This window comes from Candidatus Eremiobacterota bacterium, assembly GCA_031082125.1.
In the GTDB taxonomy this organism is placed as follows: Bacteria; Vulcanimicrobiota; CADAWZ01; order CADAWZ01; family Ess09-12; genus Ess09-12.
Genome location: JAVHLM010000008.1, coordinates 255554 through 271610, shown reverse-complemented (window position 1 = coordinate 271610; position 16057 = coordinate 255554). Strand labels below are relative to the sequence as shown.

Here is a 16057-nt window from a genome sequence, read left to right as displayed (position 1 = left end):
CACGGCCTCCGGACCCTCACCATAAGGGGCCGGGCTCCCCACAATCTCACCTTCTTCTTTGGCGCCCCTGAAATCGGTGAACCTTTCCTGGTTTATAGGAACGGCTCAAGAAAGCGGCTTTGAGCCGAAAGCCCATAGTGCAGGAGGACAGGGGAAATTCTCCTATCAGGACAGCGCTTGGGTCTGTCCCTCCAGCTGCATCCACACACAGGCAGAACCTGCTGGCCCGGAGATTTTCCCATGGCCTCTCGATACTGGCCTTGCAGGGCCGCGGTGAAAGAGTCTCTGCGGCCATTGTCGCGGTAGCCGCTTTTTTTCTCTCACGCTTGACATATTCCAGGAATATGCTATAATACTAAATTGTCATCACACCGCGGGGTGGAGCAGTCAGGAAGCTCGTCGGGCTCATAACCCGGAGGTCGTTGGTTCAAATCCAACCCCCGCAACTTTATATGGAAACGCCCCTGAAGGGCGTTTTTCTATTTCGTTTGCGCCTTTCCTTTTCAGCGGCGAGGTGCCCCCGCCTCCCGGGGAAGGCTTTGCCGTGAAGGCAGTGGAGGAAGACCCGAGGGGAGGGGAGAATGTTTCTTTCCATCGCTGATAAAGGAGCACATGCCCCGTGAACTTCTTCAGGCAATTCCCCCGGAGCTTCTGGGTGAGCAACTTCATGGAGCTTTTCGAGCGCATGGCCTATTACGGCATGTATAACGTGCTTGCCCTCTACCTTACCGGGCAGATAGGGGAAGGATGCCTCGGGTTCTCCAAGCAGTCAACAGGGCTGATGATGGGAATCTATACCTTTTTTCTTTATATGATCCCCATCTTCGGCGGGGCCATGGCGGACCGTTACGGCTACAAAAAGGCCTTTGTCTTTGCCCTCTCTTCCCTTTCCATAGCCTATTTTACCATGGCTTATACGAAGTCTTATTACGCAATCTTTGCGGCCCTTATGCTCGTATCGATGGGAGGGGCCGTCTTCAAGCCCACCCTCACGGGCACCATAAGCAAGACCACCGACGAGAAGACAAGCTCCCTCGGTTTCGGCATCTATTATATGATCGTGAACATCGGCGGGTTCCTCGGCCCCCTCGTGGCGAGCACCCTGAGGGTCCACAACTGGAGCTATGTCTTTCTTGCCTCATCGATCTGGGTGGGCCTTATGCTCATTCCCGCCGTGTTTCTTTACCGCGAGCCGGGAGAGAGGGATGCGAAGGAAAAGGAGCGCCACGGCTTCGGGCATGTCATTGCCGATTCAATGCTGGTCATCGCGAACTGGCGCTTCATGACCCTTCTTGTCATATTTTCCGGGTTCTGGATAGTTTTTTTCCAGCTTTTTCTCACCATGAGCCTCTATCTCCGGGATTACGTGAACACCCTTCCCCTGCTGGAGGCGGTGAAAAACCTCTCCTCGGCCCTCCATGCCCCATGGACCGCAGCTCTGGAGCACCGCATAAGCCTTGTGGCTGCAGGGACAATCAGGGCAGGCGAGGCAGTGCCTCCCGAGCTTCTCACCAATCTTGACGCCGGCGCCATTATCCTTTTTCAGCTTGTCGTGAGCCGCATCACCTCATGCTTCAGGCCCCTTCCTGCGATGATAGGCGGTATTGCTGTTGCAGGATGCGCCATGTTTATCGCAGGAAGCACGCAGGTGGTATGGATCGTGCTTCTCTCCATATTTGTCCTGGCCCTGGGCGAGATGGCGGCAAGCCCCAAGTTTCTTGAATACGTGGGAAAGATTGCACCCCCTGAGCAGGTGGCCCTTTTTCTCGGTTACGGCTTTCTTCCCATAGGCATAGGAAGCTTCGTGGCGAACACCCTCGGAGGCACCATGTACAGCCTTCTTGAGGCGCACAGGATCACGCCGATGATGATGTGGTCAGTCTATGGCGCCATCGCCCTGGTCACGGCATTTCTTCTTGCCCTCTACCACAGGTACATCGCGCCCGGCCTCACTTCCCGCCCTGAATGAAGGCGAGGAGCGCCTCCGCCTGAAAAAAAGCCCCCGGGAGGCAGCGCTCCCGGGGGCGCTTTTACCTGGTGATCATTTCAATGAAAGCCTGGATTCGTGTCTTGAGCTGCCCGGCATCCTGCTGGCTGTAGTCCGTCTCGATCCTGAGAAGGGGTACGGCGGCTTTTTTCAGAGCCTGCTCCACGCGGTAGCTCTCCACCATGTAGGGGGTGCAGAACGAGAGGGCATAATGGATCACGCCGTCGGCCTTGAGCTCTTTCGCCATCTCCACTATGTGGTCAAGGCGCTCATCATTGGGCGTGAAGCAGGCGCAGTCTATCTGAAGGTAGCGGTCGGCGATACGCTCTATGAGGGCCTCGACGGTGTCGCCTTCAGCTTTGACGTTATTGCGGATGTTGCGCATCCCCACGCAGGACTCCTCGCCGACGATAACGGCGCCTGAGGTCTCCACAAGGTGGGGGAGCTTCCAGTTGGGAACGGCCATGGGGCACCCTGAGATCAGCAGGCGCGGGGTCTCTTTTGGAAAGACGCCCTCGCCCTTTTTCACCCGCTCTTCCAGCTCGTCGGCAATGGCGTTGATCTGCCTGGTGAAGCGGGTGATGTCATCGTAAAAAGAGACCTGGCTGATGAGAAGAGCGTCCTTCCCGGAAATGGGGGCAGGGCTGTGGGCGCGCAGGCGCGCTATGCGGTTGAGGGCATCGCGCTTGCGGTTCACAAGTTCAATGCTCTCCCTGAGCTTCCCGGGCTCCATCTTTTTCCCCGTGGTTTTTTCAAGCTGCTCTCTCAGCCTGTGGAGCTCGGCGATCCAGAGATCCCTGTCAATGGAGTTCTTCAGATGAGGTATCTCCATCACGTAGAGGCTCTTGATCTCCCTGAAGATGTCATATGCCTTTTTCTTCCCGTCACAGGTAGTCTCGCCTATGATGAGGTCCGCTGATTCCACGTAAGGGCATACACGGGCAAGGGTAAAGCCGAAGAATGCCTTGATAAGGCTGCAGGTGGATCGGGGAAGGTACCGCTCCGCCTCGGCGAATCCCACCTCGGCGCCGGCGCAGAGCCCTATGGAGACGCCGTCCAGGGCCAGGATCATCTCCTCGGGCACAAAGACGCAATAGGTGCCGATAATTTTCTTTCCGGTCTTTTTGTCCTGCTGGAGCTCCTTGATACGGAGGCCATGGACCTCGCTCATCACGAAGTCCAGATATTTCATCCCCTCGGGGCGGTCCTTCTGGGAAAAATAGACATCGACGTAATAGCTTCCAAGCACCTTGAGAAGGCTGTCGTGGGCTTCGAGGTCAAGGCCAAGCTCCTTCCACATGGGAACGTAAGATTCAGTGGCAGTGGTCATAACAGTCTCCTTTCGTTTATTCTGGCATGGGATAAGCCTCATCACTGAACGGCCGCTGCGGTGAAGAGAAGGGAAGATCCGTTACCGTGAAAATGAGGACTTACCGGGGAGACAGGTAAGAGGCTTCATCAATGCCAGGTCCCTGCTCCCGGAAAAAACTGATAAAATGGCACCTGCACGCAGGTGATGATCTCACGGGAGATCAATTTTTCATTGACAGGGACACGGCACTCACCTCCTTTGGCACTCCTGTGCTTTATCAGGCGGTTCTCTTTGAGGAAATATTCTCCCCGCCCTCTTCTTCTCCTTCAGAGGCCTCGCCATGCCTGTTCCGCTTTTCCACCCTGGCGAGCTGAATACCCCCGAGAACCATTATGATGCCTGTGATCTGCAAAATGGAAAGGGGCTCCTTCAGGAAAAGGGCTGCAAAGGCTATGACAATGGGGCGCTGCAGGAGCCCCAGCATTGACATCCTTGTGGAGCCGAGCAGATGGATGGCCTCGACGAAGGTGACGTTCGCCACGACGGCGGCAATGCCGACGATAGCTCCCACGGAAAGCGACGGCTTCGCCACCGGCAGGATGAAGGGAATAAATGCGCAAGAGATGAGGCCAGTGATGATGAACATGTAAGACGAGACTATCACGGGAGGGAACTCTGCCGTGATGTCATCCATCCTCGTGCGGTACACCGTTGAGAGCACTATGCTGGAGAAGGCGCACAGGAGGCCTATGGAGCTGAAGGAGACCTCTCCGGTGAGAATCCTGTGGATCTCTATGGTGAGGAGGATGCCGGTGAAGCAGAGGAGGAAGCCCGGCCAGAAGGTCTTTGCAAGCCTCTCCTTCCCCAGCATCTGGTTCACGAGCGCCACTACCGCAGGCGTGGTGGTGATGATGGTAATCAGGATGCTGGCGGGCAGGAACTTGAGGGAATAAAGAATGAGGGCGCTGGTGGCAATGAGGAGCATCCCCATGAAAAAGATGCGCAGCACATTTCTTACCCCGGGCCACCGGGAGCCTTTCAGCAGCAGAAGAACGGCCACGCCGCCGACGATGAACTTGATGACGAGGATCTGCCACGGCGTGGCGCCGTGGAGATAGGCATACTTCGCGATGATGGGCTCTATTGACGATGATACAAGGCAGAGTATCACTATGGCGGCGATTTTCGACCTGGAGGGCTTCGGTGACGGGTCCTGTGATGAATTCATTGCCATTGGTGCTCTGAAGGGTTCTATCCTTTCTTCAGTGCCAAAAAGTAAACTCGTTCTATCCTCTCAAAGACCTGCTTCCATGTAAAGCCTTTCACAAAAGGCCTGAAATGCTCCGCGGGGAGCTCCGTTTCTTTGATTCGCCGGGTTATCTGCTTTCTGAGCGCCTGCGACAGTGCTTCGACAAAGGCCGGGAGCGCTCCTTCATCGGGAGTGTCGGGCCCTCCCTTCATGGGCGGGAGAGCGATTGCTTCCAGTGAGGGGGGGGCATCTCCCGGGAAGAGCTCTTTCAGGGCGGGAAGGTCAGTAGAGACAAGGGAGCAGCCTGAGGCGAGGGCTTCGATGAGGACCAGGGGGAATCCCTCGTAGAATGAGGGGAGCACAAAAATGTGGGAGCGCGCCATGAGCTGAGCGAGCTCATGCTGGGGAAGGGGCCCATGGAGGGTGACTCTCCCTCCCATCACCATGGCTCTTTCGACTATCTCATCTTTCTCAGGTCCGGCGCCGCCCCCTGCGAGGTGGAGGTGCCAGGGAAGATCGGTAAGTAGCGCGGCAGCCTCCAGAAGGGGCATGACTCCCTTGGCCCTGCTGAGCTTCCCCCCATAGACCACCTGGACCTCGCCGGATTCCTTTTTCCCCGGGGAAAAGAGCCTTTCATCGTAGCCGGTGCCTGTCACGTGGAGCCTCTCACGGGCTATTCCATAGAGGGCCTGCACTTCTTCGCGCTGGCTGTTATGAAGCACCATGACGGCCTCGAGACCTTTGCATCCTGAGAGCACCCTCTCGCGGTGCTGGGGGCAGAGGTGAAACTGGCGCACGTCGGTACCATGGCTTGTGGCCACTACAGGGATATCAGGCAAGGCTCTCCTGGCAAGGCTTGTGATAATCCAGAGGTGGTTTGCATGGATGAGGTCGGGCTGAAACTCGCTTACGGCGCTGTTGAGCTTATCCCTGAAACATTCCTCGTACAGGGTCATCTGTTCCCCTGTGAGATCGCAGAACCGCGTGCTGGGGTAGGGCATCACATCGCTCATCCCCGCTACTTTGAAAGGGAGGCCGGGGCTTTCGAATTCGACATAGGTGCAGCACAGTTCCCCCTGGGAGTGAAGAAGGGGCCTTTCCCCCACGGAAACGCCCGCGAGGAGGTAATTGATATGGCCCCTCAGGGCCCCTTCCCGCATGACAGCCTGCACGGTAAGACCACTCCCCGTGGCCTCAGGTTTCTGTGAGAGGAGATGGAGCACTCTCATCGGCACTCTCCTTGGGCAGTCCTTTTTCCTGTGAAATCTGGGCAAGCGAGATATTGGCGTGGAGAAGGAAAAGCCAGCCGAGCAGAATAGGCATGGCAAAGCTCAGCGAGTTCTGGATGAGGGAGAAGGAGAGCCCCTCTTCGCGGGTGAAGCCGAAGGTGGTGAAGACCAGCACGCAGGCATACTGGTGCACCCCCAGCTGTCCCGGCGTCGATGCGATGACAGAGCCAAGGGCAATGGCTATGATGAGGGAAAGGGTCTGGGCGAAGCCCAGATTTACTCCGATGGCCAGGCCCGTCACGTAGTTCACCGCAAGGTAACCTCCCCATATCAGCAGAAAGATCCCCTGGATGAAGAGCACGTCGCGCCAGCTCGTGAGCACGGTAAAGCCCTCCTTCACCGTGGCAATCCTGCATTTTATCTTCTCTACGGGCGCCTCTCCGAAGAGAGGCTTCAGCCTGTCCAGGGTTGTCAGGACAAGCCTGGTGTATCCAAGAACTGCAGCTATAAAGGCAAGCACAAGAGCCACTGCGACAGCGACGGCTGCCGCCGCATGGGTGAAGTGCTTCCCGGGGCCTATCTGGAGCAGCAGGACAAGGAAAAAGATGAGAAGGGTGATCATATCAAAGAGCCTTTCTATGACCACTATGGTGAACGTGTAAGTCCTGCTTGTGCGGTTCATTGTGCCTATCAGGAAAGCCTTGGCGACATCACCAGCCCTTAAGGGAAAGAGGCTGTTTACCATGTAGCCGATCATGAGCCCTTCAAAGATGGCAGGGAGGCTCACCCTGCATTGCCTGCCGAGGAAACGGTAATATATGAGGGAGCGCAGCGCCACGGTAAGACAGAGAATGAGGAGGAAAAGGAGCACGAAGGGTATTTTCACCGTGAGGAAGATTCTTGAAAGGGCGGCCCAGTCGATTCCGGAAAGGGCAAAAAAGAGGCAGACAGCACTTATCAGGAAGCCGATTGAAAGTTTCAGCCAGTTTTTTCTTGAAAACACTGTCTACCTCGGTTTTCTCAGGTAATGGAGGATGCCCTGGGCATTGAGGCTCACATCCAGGGTCATGAGCTCCCGGACTTCCCCGGAGGGCTCAATGCCTCCCGATCTCAGCTCCTCGAGGTGGTAATCGAAAAGCATTTCCGTGAGTGCTTCCATGGGCCCTCCTTGGAAAAACATATGTTTCCTCAATAATAGCACAGCGATGCCATCTTTTCCTCTTATTTCCCGTGGCGTGCGGTATGCTCCTGGCTATAAAAGGATATTGCCATGGCATGGTGAATAGAGAGAAAGTAAATGTAAGGAGTCACGCCATGGGAGACGCTCCTGAGAGAATGCTGGTCACGTCAGCACTTCCTTATGCAAACGGGCCTATTCATATCGGCCACCTTGTGGAATACATCCAGACGGACATCTGGGTACGCTTCCAGAAGCTCCGCGGCCGCGACTGCATTTATGTCTGTGCCGACGATACCCATGGAACGCCTGTCATGATAAGCGCAAAAAAGGCAGGCATCACCCCTGAGAAGCTTATCGAGACCATGAACCGCGAGCACCAGGAGGATTTTCAGAAGTTTTTCGTGCACTTTGACAACTATTATACGACAAACTCCCCGGAAAACAGGGAGCTTTCGGAATTCATCTATGGGAAGATGAGGGAGCACGGCCATATCGCGGAGCGGGAGATTGAGCAGTTCTTCTGCGAGCACGACGGGATGTTTCTTCCCGACAGGTTCATCAGGGGCACGTGCCCGCGATGCGGCGCCCTTGATCAATACGGCGACACCTGCGAGGCGTGCAGTTCCACCTACGATCCCACCGAGCTTTCCGATCCTGTCTGCGCAGAGTGCAAACACACCCCGGTGAGGAAGAAGACGGTCCATTATTTCTTCAGGCTCGGCGATTTTACCGAGAAGCTCAAAGTCTGGACAAGCGGCGAGCATCTGCAGCCCGAGGTGCGCAACAAGCTCAACGAGTGGTTTGAGCAGGGCCTCAGGGACTGGGACATCTCCCGCGACGCCCCCTATTTCGGTTTCAGGATCCCCGGCTCCCAGGACAAGTACTTTTATGTCTGGCTTGATGCTCCCGTGGGGTATATGGCCTCCACAAAGAACTGGAGCACAAAGAACGGAAAGGATTTTGACTCTTACTGGCGCTCGCCCGATACGGAGATCTATCATTTCATCGGCAAGGACATCATGTATTTCCACTGCCTCTTCTGGCCTGCCATGCTCATGTGCGCCGGATTCTCATGCCCCACCAAAGTATTTATCCACGGGTTTCTCACCGTTGACGGCGAAAAGATGTCCAAGTCCCGCGGCACTTTCATCAAGGCAGAGACTTTTGCAAAACACATCCCGCCCGAGTACCTGCGCTATTATTATGCCTGCAAGATGGGGTCCGGCGTGGGGGATATCGATCTCAACATGACTGATTTTGTCGCCCGCGTGAATTCCGATATCCTGGGGAAAATTGCCAACCTCGGCTTCCGCGTGGGCTCAATGCTCGGGAGAAACCTTGAGGGACGCTGCGGCGTCATTTCCCCCGAAGACCGCGAGTTTGTCGCCTCTATTGCCGCTTCTTCGGAGGCAATCGCCTCTCACTATGAGAGGCTTGAATACCAGCGGGCCATGAAGGAGATATGCCGGCTCGCCGACTGTGCCAACAAGTTTCTCGAGGATAAGGCACCATGGACCACGGTGAAGAGCGATCATGAGCTTACCCGTTCCACCCTCACGGCGGCCCTGGAGGCCTTCAGGCTTATTACCCTCTATATAAAGCCTGTCCTTCCACGTTTTGCGGAGCAGGTGGAGCGCTATCTCTCTGTTCCGCCCCTTGTGTGGAACGACGTGGGGCGCTCCGTGGAAAACTCCCTCATCGAAAAGTTTGATCACCTGGCGCAGAAAATTGAAAAGGAGCATATAGACAAAGTGGTTGAAGAATCTCTGAATGAGCACGGTACATCCAAAGAAGTGAAGGCGCAGGCTCCGGCCCTCGATGAGCCCATGGCCCCGGAATGCACCATTGAGGACTTTTCCAAGGTGGATCTCCGCGTGGCAAAAGTGCTCAAGGCAGAACATGTCGAGGGTGCCGATACTCTTCTGCGCCTTGTCCTCGACATAGGGGGCATTGAAAGAACCGTTTTCGCAGGGATAAAAAGCGCCTATAAACCCGAGGAACTTGAAGGCAGACTGGTGATAGCGGTAGCCAATCTCAAGCCCAGGAAAATGAGATTCGGCACCAGTGAAGGAATGGTACTGGCCTCCGGCAAGGGGGGAAGCGAGATATTTCTTCTGAAGCCCGACAGCGGGGCCCTTCCAGGTCAGAGGATCCATTGATGGGAAGCTCCAGTGAAAAAGGAATGGCACTCATTGACAGAGCACCTGATTTTTGCTAATCTATAAAATGAAAAAGTGTGAGTTTTTTTTCTTTTGAGGTATGTGAAACTTCTGGTATTATGAAGATCATCGCGACTTCTGACGTGCATATCCCCAAGTACCAGGCGAAGATGTCTTCGCTTGCAAGGCGCCTTTCCACGGACGCCGCCGATGTGCTTCTGTTGCTGGGCGACATTGCGCCGGTAAATGACGAGGCCTTTGACGAGTTTCTCTGCAATTTTTCCTATTTTACCGGCCCCAAGCTTTTTGTGACGGGAAACCATGACATCTGGACCGTTGACGGAAGCTCCAGGGAGCGCTATGAGAAAACAGTCCCGGCCATAGTGGAGAAGCACAAGTTTCACCCCCTTGACAAGGAGCCCATCATATACCGCGGCGTCGGCTTCGTGGGGAACATCGGGTGGTATGACTACACTTTCTCACGGGTCTATGCCCCTCCTCCCAACACGCAGTATATCAGGTACAAGAACTCCAAGAAGCTTTCCATGCCCCAGGTGGTGAAATGGGAGGAGCTCTCGGAAGAAGACTGGAAGAAGAAGGAAATATACTACCGGGGCTTCCTGGGCCTTATCCAGGGCACCGGCTGCAACGACAAGGATTATATCAAGGATTTCTGGGAGGACAAGGAATTTTCCCAGATGCTGCAGCAGAAACTGGAGGATGACCTCAGGAAGGTGAGCAAGAAGGCTGACAAGGTAGTTGCCGCCTTTCACTGCCTGCCCTTCAAGGAGGGCCTTATCAGGGACAACGCCAGGCCTAACGTCTGTTTTACCAATGCATTTGCCGGCTCAAAAGGGCTGGGCGATGTGCTCTACCGGCACCCGAAGGTCGCTGCCGCCTTATGGGGCCATATTCACCACAGGCAGTCCTTCTCAAAGGGAGTAATCAGGTGCGTGAACGTAAGCTTCGATCCCCAGGCGCCCACCAACCCGGTTCTTGTGGAAGTCTGAGCCCGGCCGGCGCGCTCAAAGAAGAGGCTCTAGCTCTTGCATATGATGTAGAGGAAAATCTCCTTCAGAAGCTCAAAAAGCTGGTTGTCGTCTCTTCTTTTGGACCCCTTGGTGATTGCCGAGTACCGCGAGATGTAGGAAACGGGTATTTCATAGATGGGAGCGTTGTTCTCCCTGAAGAAATGGTCCATCACGAGCCTTGTAAGCCTGCTGTTGCCGTCAATGAAGGGATGGGTGAACTGGAGCTCGTTATGGAGGAAGGCGCCGAATTTCACTACCTCAGGCATGTTCTTGAAGGTGGTTTTATTGTAGCGCTCAAGGAGCTTGTCCAGGAAATGCTCCACCTTGTTGAAGTGGGCTGTCTTGAAGTAAGGGTTCCCGGCAACCTGCACGTTTTCTTTTCTGAAGAGCCCCCCTATGGCGGGATCGTTCATCAGGATCTTGTGGTAGTCCATGACGACCGCCTTGGAGAGGCGCACGCGGCTGTTCACATTGGAGAGCATCTTCTGCTCGGCCCTCTTCAGGTTCTCCTTGAAGGTCACGTTGAAGGTCTCCCTGTTTCTCAGGCTGATGCGGGCTTTGATGGCCCGCTGCTCCTTGGTGGGATTGATGAATACGCTGTTTGACGGGTCATCATCCTCGAGGTACTGTATCTCAGGCATTGAGGAAGGGTCTGAAGACTTCATCTTCGCCTGAAGCTGTTTTTTCATCAGCTTTTCCACGAGTAAAGTCTCCACGGGGATGTCTTTCTTCTTTTTGTCCATGGGCGTGGGATTGCGCTTGTTGACCTTGAGAAGATAGTCAAAGAAGCTGTTCTGGATGATCTTTCCCAGGAACGGCCTGGGTTGTACGACGATGATGAAGCCGTCCTTTCTGAGGATGGAGATGTTGATCCGCTTCATCTGGTCAACCTGCTGCACCTCATGGAGGCCGAAATATTTCTGAAGATAGGTCTGTTCAAGGAGAATGAGCATGGGGCTTGAAAAGTAATTGTTGTAGTTGATATCGTAGGTCACTGCAAAGGTAAGGAGGTCAAAGAGCACCTCGGAGCTGGGATTTTTCACGTAGCTCAGCTTGGTGCCCTGCTTGTCGATGAGCTTGTCCCCCGCGAGAAACTGGAGGTCCTGCATGAACTGCCGCTCATCGGTCACGAAGAGCATCTGTTTCAAATCAGCTTCGTCAATTGAACCGCTTGCCGCGATGGCAAGAAAAAGATCATGCTTTGTTACTGCCATATTCTTTCCTCGCATTACTTAAAAGATATGCTGACGCACTTGGTAAATTCCATGACATCCAGAGCCGAATCCAGAACCGATGAGCATTTCAGAATTTACCATGATGTCGTCTGGTATGCTCTGGAGCATAAATTCTCAACGATATCTTTTATCTTTTCACCTGCAGAGAGCTTTTTTCCTTCTTGGGAGGCGGGGCCCCCGGGAGATTTTTGTCCCGGGAGGAGCTGCACTGGTTTACATGGCAGAGTTTCTGGTATAAAATATAGGAGGAAATGATGAAGAGGAGGAAGTTACCCCGTATTCCGGAGAAGATCATGGGTGGCACCCAGAAAGCGGGCAGGCAATAAGCGATGGAAGATACTACCAATAATCCGAGAGATTCAAGGGATGTGTTCAAGAACATATCCCCTGAGATGCAGAATTACCTCATTATCGCGCAGAGGTTTTCCAAGTCTCAGAAGCATTTTTATGTGGGAGTCGAGCATTTTCTCGCGGCCTTCCTCTCGGAGCAGGGCTCCCTTATCAGGAGAGTCATAGGAGGCGGCAAGGTCAACTGGAAGAAAAAGATCCAGGATCTGCTGATTCGGGCCTACAATCCCGCCAAGAAGCAGCAGATCTGGGAAGGCTACCTCGTGACGCCCAGGGTGCAGAGAATATGGGAAGAGGCCGTCGAGAGGACCCGGTTCAAGGACTCCGTCGATGTAAAGGAAGCCCATATTCTCTGGGTCACGCTCCAGGACAAGGAGGGATTTGCTTACCGGTGGCTTATCAGCGAGGATTACGCAATTGATGACATTCTCAACGCCGTGAAGCAGGAGCTTGGCTCCGACGGCGGCGTCCCTGCAGAGAAGGACGATAAAAAGGATGATGAGGCAAAGAAGAAGGCCCCTGAGCCCGCTGAGCTGAAGGCGGAAGTGAGGGCAGCCCCCGAAAAGCCTGCACCGCTCACCTCCAAGCCGATATCGATAAGCGACATTTTCAAGATTGGCAGCGAAGAGAAGCCTCCCGCCTCCCCGGAGACCACACAGGAGCTTACCGTCAAGCCTGCCGCGCCGTGGAAAGTGCAGCATGACCCGCCTTCACAGAGGCAGGAGATGCTGCAGATAGGCGATCGCCAGATGAGCATCAAGGAGCTGAAGGATAAGAACCTCAGCGACAAGATAATAGGGGAGATCAACACCGTATGCAAGCGCTATGGAAAATTCCCCAGCGTGCTGAAGATTGGCCCCCGGGAAGTGCCTTTTGACGAGCTCGTGGAAATGCACCTTGACGACGAGGCCTTCATGGAAGTGCTTGAGATAGCAAAGGATGAGCTGGGTGTTCCCCCGGGACCCACGGGGGGAGATTTGCTCTTTGGCACGGTGGGCAGGCCTGTCGATGTATCTCTTGACGGCAGCGATATCTTTGTCAAGAGCGGCCCGGCGGCCCCGGCCCCTCCCGGGGGCTTCCTCACCACTCAGAAAAAGCCTGTGCAGATAAGCCAGTTGATGAGCCAGGAGCCTGCGCCTGCTGCTCCTCCTCCTGTCAGTTCCCGGATGGGATCTCAAGGAGCGGATCTTGAGCTCAGGAAAATGCTTCAGGGCGAAGATCCGGCAATAGACATCACTCATGACATGCTTGACGCCGATTTCGGAAATGACTTCAAATGGCCGGGGAAGAAGATTGAGGAGGCAGAGACCAGGGAGGCGGACCCGGCTGATTTCAAAACTCAGGAGATCGGGGCGGAACTCAGGGAATTTGCGATGAAGACCCTGAGAGAGTCTGCGGCACCGCCTGCACAGGATGATGCCTTCCCGTTCCTGAAGCAGTCTGATCCCTTTGGAATAATCGGTGAAAGTGCCGATACCGGCCCCATGCCGGCCCCGGAATCTCCCGCGGCCCAGGAGGGCTTCCCTGCGGTGAGTCCCTTCGGCGGCAGGCCAGAAAGCCCCGATTCCCTCTCACGGACATTGATTATGGATGAGGGGGCATCCGGGCAGTTTTCCCCCTTCTCTGCCGGCGACGAGGGGTGGCCTCCCATAGGGTCTCCTTTTCCCGATGCTGTCGATACCCCTGCACCTTTCCCTGCAGCAGCGGCAGAGCCTGTTCCGGCCGAACCCCCACAGATCGCGGACTTTCAGCCTCAAGCGGTGGAACCCTTTCAGCCGGCCCTTCCCTGGAGCGTGACGGAGCCTTCCGATTCGATGCCCTCCCAGGTCCCCGCGCCTCCCTGGGCAGAAAGCTCTCTCTCTGATGAGCTTCCGCCTCTTGTGATGGAAGGGCCTTCTTCCCTCCGTTACCTTGGCGATGCTGAAAGCCCTGTTCCGTCACCCTTTGAGCCACAGGCTCCCCCGCAGGAACCCGTGAACAACACACCTCCGGAAGGGCCTTCTTCCCTCCGTTACCTTGACAGTGCCGAAAGCATCGTTCCTTCACCCTTTGAGCCTCAGCCTCCCCTGGAGGAAGTGGAGGCCGCCGTGACGCCGGCGGTGAGTGATTCTGCCGCTGAAAGCCATCCTGCTCCTCCATTTGACCATGAGCCGGTCATAGAGATTCTCCCTCTTGAAGGCGAGCAGGCCATAGAGATTCCTCACCTCATGGCAGAGGAACCTCAGCCCATGGCGGTGCAGGAAGAGGCAGGCCCTTCTCAGGAAGACTACGGGAGGGTTGCTGAAGAAGAGCTGCCTTATATGGGACCGGAGCCTTCGCCTGTTGAAGTGAAGCCGGACCTGATTATGGCCGAGCAGGTGCCACCTCCTGGCCCTCCGGCGAAGCATGTCATCCCTGAATGGCTCTCTGGCGTGAAAAAGCGCGTCACTCTCAAAGAGTTTTTTGCCCTTGCAGAGAAAGAGTATGGAGCAGCCGTCCAGGCCGATGAAGAAGGTGAAGGAGCAGAAGTGCTCATCGAGGGCGAAGCTTCCGTTTTTCAGGAAAAATCGCGTGATGATGGCTCTTATGCCGGCAGGGCAGTTGCTGAATCCCGCCCGGTGGAGCCTCAGGAAAAGAGCCCTGCAGAAAGCACTGCTTCCTATGAATCGGTAAAGGAATTTCTCAGAAGAGCCGACAGCCTTGAAGGAGGCAGGCACTACCCGGGCACCCTCTGGGAGCCACAGGAACTGGAAGAGATTTCAGCAGCGCTTGCATCGCCGGGGAAGCACTGCGCAGTGCTGTGCCGCTCGGCTCTCAAGGCAGACGAGTTTCTTTCGCATGTGCAGGAGATATCGCCAAGAGGCAATGAGGCAGCTCATTTTGTTCTGGATGACCAGGCTTTCCTGGATGCCACAGGCGAAGCAGAAAAGAAGATGGCGCTTCTGAAGGATTTTGCCGCGGGGAATGGAGGACCGGCGCTGCTCACCCTCTCTCTCGCCGCGGTGAGGCAGGCGAATCCTCAGTTCATGGCCGGATTTTTCTCTGCACTGCTGGCCTCCGGGATGAGATGCCTTGTCTGGGGAAGCCAGGCGGACTATCAGGAGGTGGCGGGAGTACTCCATGCCGAATTTGCCTTATTGGAGATAAAAGAGGTGTCCGTCGCCCAGGCGACGGCTTTTCTCAAAGCTTCAGGCGAGGTCATAGAGAATGATCTCAAGATCAAGATCGAAGGGCAGCTTGTTGACCACGCCGCCGAGCTTGTGGAGAAATACCTCCCTGAAAGCATATACCCCGATGCAGTGGTAGATGCCTTCAGCAAGGTCCACGACTTCAAGAAGGAGGAGTTCCTGGACCTGGGGCTCGAGGAATTTGAAGTGATTACCAGGAAGGACTTTATCCTGGTCGTGTCTGACATGTCCTGATATAAGGCGGGAGGGGCTCATGGCGGAGAAATATGTCCTTGAGACAGAAATGCTCAATGGAGTCTATGACGGCACGCGGCACAGGTTCACCGTGCTCCCGGTGACAATCGGGAGAGCTTCGGAGAACAATATCGCCATCCCCTTCGATACTGCCGCCTCCCGTGCCCATGCGAGAATAATATCGGGCGAAGTGAAAAACACCTATTTCATCTTAGATCAGAACAGCACCAACGGCACCTTTGTCAATGAGAATTTTGTGAAGGATCAGGCAGTGTTGAGGGCGGGGGACATTATCAAGATCGGTGATACTCTGATAAAGTGTATTACCGTGGGATAGTGTTTATACCATCCCGATGGCGAGCTTCCTTGTCTTGCTGCAGATAAGGCAGCGGAACTCCCCGACAGTCCATCGCGAGACCTTCTCAATATCCTGGCCCGGCACCTGGATATAGGCGTGAGTATGGTCAAATCCGGCCTCGTTGATGTAGATCACTTTCTGGCCTTTTGTCCTGAAGTGGATGACACTCTCCATAAGCTTCATCTTGTCATACTCAATGCTCATCGAGAAGGATTTGCCGTCGGGAAGGGGAGTGTATTTACAGGCCGCCCTCACGTCGCTTATCGAGGCTATCTTGCAGTCAATCGGCTTGTCTTCTCGATCCATCTCCACAAAGGCCAGGTAGTTTGACTCAATCATGGTTTTTTCTGTGAGGGTGAAGCGGATGGTCTTGGAGTTTTTTCTCACCCTGGGGTACACTGAGCAGACTCTCACCTTGTATCCCTCGGGGGTGATGAGGTTGAAGCCCGCTTCCTGCTTTACCCGCTCACAGTTTGTCCCGAAAAGATTTATCACATAGTCAATCGCAAGCTTGTTTCTGTTGAAAGATTCTTTGGCTGACGGCACAAATCTACCCGCTTTCCTTCTG

Annotated in this window: 12 protein-coding genes and 1 tRNA gene; 6 read left to right on the top strand and 7 right to left on the bottom strand. The window is 54.9% G+C overall.

Features of this window, described 5'->3' with window-relative positions:
- Positions 1-372 precede the first annotated feature (372 nt).
- Positions 373-446 (top strand) — tRNA-Met (locus RDV48_11865).
- Between the two features lie 173 nt (positions 447-619).
- Positions 620-1969, top strand: a complete 1350-nt coding sequence (locus RDV48_11860; protein ID MDQ7823484.1) for an MFS transporter — start codon at positions 620-622, stop codon at positions 1967-1969.
- A 61-nt stretch (positions 1970-2030) separates the two neighbouring features.
- On the opposite strand, the gene RDV48_11855 is transcribed toward RDV48_11860, so the two are convergent.
- The 5 genes from RDV48_11855 to RDV48_11835 all read right to left on the bottom strand — a co-directional run bounded on the left by RDV48_11855 (position 2031) and on the right by RDV48_11835 (position 6936).
- Positions 2031-3317, bottom strand: a complete 1287-nt coding sequence (locus RDV48_11855; protein ID MDQ7823483.1) for a double-cubane-cluster-containing anaerobic reductase — start codon at positions 3315-3317, stop codon at positions 2031-2033.
- Positions 3318-3576: 259 nt separating this feature from the next.
- On the bottom strand, positions 3577-4527 hold the full coding sequence (locus RDV48_11850) for a DMT family transporter (protein MDQ7823482.1): 951 nt from the start codon (positions 4525-4527) through the stop codon (positions 3577-3579).
- A 23-nt stretch (positions 4528-4550) separates the two neighbouring features.
- The gene (locus RDV48_11845; protein ID MDQ7823481.1) at positions 4551-5777 is read right to left on the bottom strand and encodes a glycosyltransferase family 4 protein; all 1227 of its coding nucleotides are present in this window, start codon (positions 5775-5777) and stop codon (positions 4551-4553) included.
- The gene (locus RDV48_11840) at positions 5743-6780 is read right to left on the bottom strand and encodes a lysylphosphatidylglycerol synthase transmembrane domain-containing protein (GenBank protein ID MDQ7823480.1); all 1038 of its coding nucleotides are present in this window, start codon (positions 6778-6780) and stop codon (positions 5743-5745) included. Before RDV48_11840 ends, RDV48_11845 begins: the two co-directional genes overlap by 35 nt.
- A gap of 3 nt (positions 6781-6783) precedes the next feature.
- Positions 6784-6936 carry a hypothetical protein gene (locus tag RDV48_11835; GenBank protein MDQ7823479.1) on the bottom strand — a complete coding sequence of 51 codons (153 nt, stop codon included), beginning with the start codon at positions 6934-6936 and terminating at the stop codon, positions 6784-6786.
- Positions 6937-7091: 155 nt separating this feature from the next.
- On the opposite strand from RDV48_11835, the gene metG reads away from it, so the two are divergent.
- Together metG and RDV48_11825 are read left to right on the top strand one after the other, a co-directional pair.
- Complete coding sequence (metG, locus tag RDV48_11830; GenBank protein ID MDQ7823478.1) at positions 7092-9116, top strand: methionine--tRNA ligase; 2025 nt, start codon at positions 7092-7094, stop codon at positions 9114-9116.
- Positions 9117-9235: 119 nt separating this feature from the next.
- Positions 9236-10126: a metallophosphoesterase gene (locus tag RDV48_11825; GenBank protein MDQ7823477.1), complete on the top strand. Its 891-nt coding sequence runs from the start codon at positions 9236-9238 to the stop codon at positions 10124-10126.
- Between the two features lie 29 nt (positions 10127-10155).
- On the opposite strand, the gene RDV48_11820 is transcribed toward RDV48_11825, so the two are convergent.
- Entirely contained in the window at positions 10156-11361 is a 1206-nt protein-coding gene (locus RDV48_11820; protein ID MDQ7823476.1) for a Fic family protein, read from the bottom strand.
- 350 nt (positions 11362-11711) lie between these two features.
- On the opposite strand from RDV48_11820, the gene RDV48_11815 reads away from it, so the two are divergent.
- Positions 11712-15131, top strand: coding sequence for a Clp protease N-terminal domain-containing protein (locus RDV48_11815; protein MDQ7823475.1), 3420 nt, complete (start codon positions 11712-11714; stop codon positions 15129-15131).
- Positions 15132-15150: 19 nt separating this feature from the next.
- Positions 15151-15468 carry an FHA domain-containing protein gene (locus RDV48_11810; GenBank protein MDQ7823474.1) on the top strand — a complete coding sequence of 106 codons (318 nt, stop codon included), beginning with the start codon at positions 15151-15153 and terminating at the stop codon, positions 15466-15468.
- A 3-nt stretch (positions 15469-15471) separates the two neighbouring features.
- Here RDV48_11810 and RDV48_11805 read toward each other — a convergent pair whose 3' ends face one another.
- Complete coding sequence (locus tag RDV48_11805) at positions 15472-16035, bottom strand: hypothetical protein (GenBank protein ID MDQ7823473.1); 564 nt, start codon at positions 16033-16035, stop codon at positions 15472-15474.
- Positions 16036-16057 lie beyond the last annotated feature (22 nt).

Bases quoted from the DNA above. Each gene is read 5' to 3' on its own strand.
- RDV48_11855 (MDQ7823483.1), bottom strand. From the start codon at position 3,317: ATGACCACTGCCACTGAATCTTACGTTCCCATGTGGAAGGAGCTTGGC.
- RDV48_11845 (MDQ7823481.1), bottom strand. From the start codon at position 5,777: ATGAGAGTGCTCCATCTCCTCTCACAGAAACCTGAGGCCACGGGGAGT.
- RDV48_11835 (MDQ7823479.1), bottom strand. From the start codon at position 6,936: ATGGAAGCACTCACGGAAATGCTTTTCGATTACCACCTCGAGGAGCTG.
- RDV48_11825 (MDQ7823477.1), top strand. From the start codon at position 9,236: ATGAAGATCATCGCGACTTCTGACGTGCATATCCCCAAGTACCAGGCG.
- RDV48_11810 (MDQ7823474.1), top strand. From the start codon at position 15,151: ATGGCGGAGAAATATGTCCTTGAGACAGAAATGCTCAATGGAGTCTAT.
- RDV48_11850 (MDQ7823482.1), bottom strand. From the start codon at position 4,527: ATGAATTCATCACAGGACCCGTCACCGAAGCCCTCCAGGTCGAAAATC.
- RDV48_11815 (MDQ7823475.1), top strand. From the start codon at position 11,712: ATGGAAGATACTACCAATAATCCGAGAGATTCAAGGGATGTGTTCAAG.
- metG (MDQ7823478.1), top strand. From the start codon at position 7,092: ATGGGAGACGCTCCTGAGAGAATGCTGGTCACGTCAGCACTTCCTTAT.
- RDV48_11820 (MDQ7823476.1), bottom strand. From the start codon at position 11,361: ATGGCAGTAACAAAGCATGATCTTTTTCTTGCCATCGCGGCAAGCGGT.